Origin of the sequence: Ramlibacter sp., from assembly GCF_013697775.1 — a bacterium.
In the GTDB taxonomy this organism is placed as follows: Bacteria; Pseudomonadota; Gammaproteobacteria; order Burkholderiales; family Burkholderiaceae_C; genus Ramlibacter.
The window spans coordinates 1-3,959 of the sequence record NZ_JACCWG010000212.1; the positions used below are offsets into that span (position 1 = coordinate 1).

The following is a 3,959-nucleotide window of genomic DNA, read 5'->3' on the forward strand; positions in this document are numbered from 1 at the left end:
GCCCGAGGCCGCAGCGCCTGGCGCGTCTCGTCCGGCAGGGTTCGGCCCACGCGCTCGGGCCGCTGCCTCCGCTGCCTCCGCTGCCGCCGAGGCAGCGAGCGCCGCAACAGGGCGCTGAACGCGGGCGTGGACACAAGGCGCGCCGCTAGCGCCGCCAGTCACACGTCGCAAGAAGCGCCTTCGGCTCAGCCCATGCGCTGAAGGCGTGCCGCCTCTTCCATGCGCGCGTCCTCGATCTCCCGCAGCAACGCGGAGAGATCGACCGCGCCGGGCGTCGGCGCGTAGCGGCCGGTCAGCGGCATGTCCGGCACCAGCAGGCCGCGCGTGTAAAGCGTCCAGATCTCCGGGCCGTACTGCGTGGCCAGCAGGGCCGGGGCATAGCGGCCGAAGAAGGTGCGCAGGTTGTTGACGTCGCGCAGCAGCATGCGCGGTGCGTGGCTGTTGCCCGCCGCGTCCACCGCCTGCGGCAGGTCGATGATCACCGGCCCGTCCGCCGCCAGCAGGATGTTGAATTCCGACAGGTCGCCGTGGATCACGCCGGCGCACAGCATGCGCACCACTTCGCCGATCAAGGTCGCGTTGTGCTGCAGTGCATCGGCCTGGCTGAAGTTCAGGTCGTTCAGGCGCGGCGCGGCGTCGCCCTGGTCGTCCACCACCAGCTCCATCAGCAGCACGCCGTCGTGGAAATTGCTGGGCCGCGGCACGCGCACCCCGGCTGCCGCCAGGCGGTACAGCGCATCGACCTCGGCGCTTTGCCACGCAGCTTCCTGCTGCTGGCGGCCATAGGTGGTGCGCTTGGCCATGGCGCGCGCCTGGCGGCTGTTGCGGACCTTGCGGTTCTCGGTGTAGTCCACCGCCTGGCGAAAGCTGCGCTTGTTGGCTTCCTTGTAGATCTTGGCCGCGCAGGTCTCGCCGCCGCAGCGCACCACGTAGACATCGGCTTCCTTGCCGCTCTTGAGCTGGCGCAAGACGGTGTCGATGAGGCCTTCGGCCAGGAGGGTTTGGAGGCGGTCGGGGGTTTTCACCGCCCGATTGTCGGGCTATTGCGGGCGGGGCATGCGCAAGCGCGCTCTCAGTCCACCTTGATGCCGCTGGCCCGCAGCGAGCGCTGCCACTCGCCCTGCTCGATGGCGATCTGGTCCGCCAGTGCGCGCGGCGTGCTGGCGACGGCGGTCATTCCGGCGGCAGCCAGCGACGCACCGACCTGCGGGCTGCGCACAGCCGCCTGGACCACGCTCGAGGTGTCTTCCAGCACGGCCGCCGGTGTGCGGCCAGGCATGAAGAACGCGAACCATTCGCGCATCACCAGCTCCTTGTATCCCTGCTCGGCGAAGCTGGGCACCTGCGGCAGATAGGCGCTGCGATTCACCCCAGAGGTGGCGATCACGCGCAGCTTGCCCGCGGCATGAGGTTCCCGCAGCAGCCCTTCCGGCAGGATGAGCGACGAGAGCTGCCCGCCCATCAGGGCCGCCAGTGCCGGCGGCCCTCCCGGGTAAGCCACGTGCTGGCAGTCCAGCTGCGCCCCGCCGAACAGCGCCGCGCCCAGCAGGTGCGGCAGCGTCCCGGTGCCGGGCGAACCGTAGTTGGCCAGCGCCGGATGGCGCCGCATCCACGCGAGCAGGCCCGTGACGTCGCGCACCTCCGGCGGCACCGCCGGCCCGAGGGCCAGGCCCAGCGTCGCTTCGGCGGCCAGCGTGAGCGGCCTGAGATCGGCGGCGGGGTCGTACCCGGGCTTGGTGAAGAGATAGGGATACACCGTTGCCACCGCGCCCTGCGCCAGCAGCAAGGCGGAGCCATCGGCCGGCGCCTGCATCAGGGCGTTGACGGCGATGCGGCCGGCTGCGCCCGGCCGGTTGTCCACCACGACGCCGGCCGGATAGGCCGAAGCGAGCTGCACGGCAACCCGCCGTGCGATGAGGTCCGGGATGCTGCCGGCCGGCCCGGTGCAGAAGATGTGCAGCGCGCGCGGAGCAGCCTGCGCCTGGGCCATGTCGGCGCCGAGCGCCAGGAAGGCGCCCAGTCCGGCGGCGCGCTGCAGGAAGTGCCTGCGTGGAAGGCAAGGGCGGTACATGGCAATTCCCAGTTTGGAAGCAAGGCGGCCGCGCGTCAGCGCCGCGCGCTCGTCAGCAGAAGTTCATTCGGACCCACCCAGCCGTCGGCGGTGGTGAAGGCGTCCAGGCGCTGCGCGATGTCGGCCCACGCGGCCTCGGCAGCCGCCGGCGGCAGGCCGGCCAGGACCTGCTGGACGGGGCCGCCGGCGCTGCGCACGAAGCGCACGTAGTCAGCCGTCGAAGGGAGCCGGAACGGCGCCTGCACAACGGTAGTGGTGGCGTCGCGGAATCCTGCGGCGCTGAACAGCGCATCGAGCAGGCCCGGCTTGCCCAGGCTCAGCAAGCCGCCCGGCTGGTACGGGTCGCGCGGGGGCATGCCGGCATGGCGCAACGCGGTGGACATCAGGATGCCGATGCACGGGTTGTTCTCGGGCCGGGAGAACACCAGGGTGGCGATCCCGCCGCCCGGGCGCAGCGCGCGGTGCATTTCCCGCAGGCCCTGCAGCGGATCGGGAAAGAGCATCAGACCCAGGCGGCAAACGGCGGCATCGAAGGGCGGGTCCTCCAGCAGCAGCTGCTCGCCATCCGCCACCCGCGTCGCGACCCGGTGGTACCCGGCGTGGTCGAGCCGCTGGCGGGCCAGCGCCAGGATGGCCGGCGACAGGTCGGTCGCCAGCACGAAGCCCTGCTCGCCCACGCGCTGCGCGATGGCCAGGGTCTGGTCGCCCGCACCGGCCGCCACGTCGAGCACGCGCGCGCCGGGGCCGATGCCGGCCCCGGTGAGCATCGCCTGCGTGGCGTCGGCCAGCCAGGCACGGATCTGCGCCGTGTGGTCGTCCCAGCCGCCGGCGGACTGGTCCCACTGGGCGCGCACGGACGACTTGAAGGATTCCGGCCCGGAGTTGCCGACGGACATGGTGCGGGCCGATCACGGAGATGAAGAGAGCTTCAGTGTGCCGAGGTCGCGCCGCCTGCGGAAGTCGCGTCTTTGCATAAGGGGGCCGCATGTTTGCGGGGGTGCACTGCGCTGCCGGCGTCGTTTCCGCCACCGGCAAGCCCGGTGGTAACCTCGACGGATGAGTTCACTGGCCAGTCGTTTTCGCCAAGCCGGGCTGCACCGCCCGCGCCTCCTCGTTGCCGCAGCGGTGGGGGCGGCGGCATTCTTCTTGCTGCCCCAGGAATGGACGTTCACCGCGCGTGCGCTGGTTGCCTGGAACCTGGGCGTGTGGCCTTACCTGGCGGCACTGGTCTGGCTGATGCTGCGCTCGACCACCGAAGGCGTGCGCGGGATCGCCAGCCAGGAGGACGCCAGCAGCGCCGGATTGATGGTGCTGATGTGCGGCGCTGCAGTCCTGAGCCTGGCAGCGATCGTGGTGGAACTGGCCCATGGGCGCGACGCCGGGGAAACGCCGATGTTCGTCTATGGCGTAACCGTGCTGACGGTGGTGGGCTCGTGGTTTCTTCTGGGCGCGCTCTACACGTTCCACTACGCGCACCTGTATTACTCCGCGCCCGCCAACCGCCTGCCGCTGCACTTTCCGGACGCGCTCAAATCCCCGTCCTACATCGACTTCATGTACTTCGCGTTCACCCTCGCCGTCGCCGTGCAGACCTCGGACGTCGCGGTGCGGACCACCGCCATGCGGGCAACGGTGCTGGTGCAGTCGGTGCTGAGCTTCTTCTTCAACCTGGCCATCCTGGGCCTGTCGATCAACATCGCCGCGAGCATGGCAAGCGCGCATTGAGCTGACCCGCGCGCGCGCCAGTCCCGCTGGCTATGGAGATTCTGAAGAAGTCCACCGAGGCGTAGGCTGCTGCGTTGCGATTGCATCAAACGCGGAGGCGGTGGATGAAGCAGATGACGCTGGCCAATGGCGGCTTCGAGCGGTACGGCAAGACCACGAAGCG

At 70.4% G+C, this 3,959-nt stretch carries 4 protein-coding genes; 1 reads left to right on the plus strand and 3 read right to left on the minus strand.

Going from position 1 to position 3,959, the window contains the following annotated elements:
• Nucleotides 1-185: 185 nt before the first annotated feature.
• The 3 genes from H0U68_RS10560 to H0U68_RS10570 are packed head-to-tail and all read right to left on the minus strand — an operon-like array spanning nucleotide 186 to nucleotide 2,967.
• Nucleotides 186-1,025 (minus strand): PA4780 family RIO1-like protein kinase, encoded by an 840-nt coding sequence (locus H0U68_RS10560; RefSeq protein WP_296355327.1) that lies wholly within the window; start codon nucleotides 1,023-1,025, stop codon nucleotides 186-188.
• 47 nt (nucleotides 1,026-1,072) lie between these two features.
• The gene (locus H0U68_RS10565) at nucleotides 1,073-2,071 is read right to left on the minus strand and encodes a tripartite tricarboxylate transporter substrate-binding protein (protein WP_296355329.1); all 999 of its coding nucleotides are present in this window, start codon (nucleotides 2,069-2,071) and stop codon (nucleotides 1,073-1,075) included.
• A 35-nt stretch (nucleotides 2,072-2,106) separates the two neighbouring features.
• Nucleotides 2,107-2,967 (minus strand): class I SAM-dependent methyltransferase, encoded by an 861-nt coding sequence (locus H0U68_RS10570; RefSeq protein ID WP_296355331.1) that lies wholly within the window; start codon nucleotides 2,965-2,967, stop codon nucleotides 2,107-2,109.
• 250 nt (nucleotides 2,968-3,217) lie between these two features.
• Here H0U68_RS10570 and H0U68_RS10575 point away from each other — a divergent pair, with 250 nt between their 5' ends.
• The gene (locus H0U68_RS10575; protein WP_296355333.1) at nucleotides 3,218-3,796 is read left to right on the plus strand and encodes a DUF1345 domain-containing protein; all 579 of its coding nucleotides are present in this window, start codon (nucleotides 3,218-3,220) and stop codon (nucleotides 3,794-3,796) included.
• Nucleotides 3,797-3,959 lie beyond the last annotated feature (163 nt).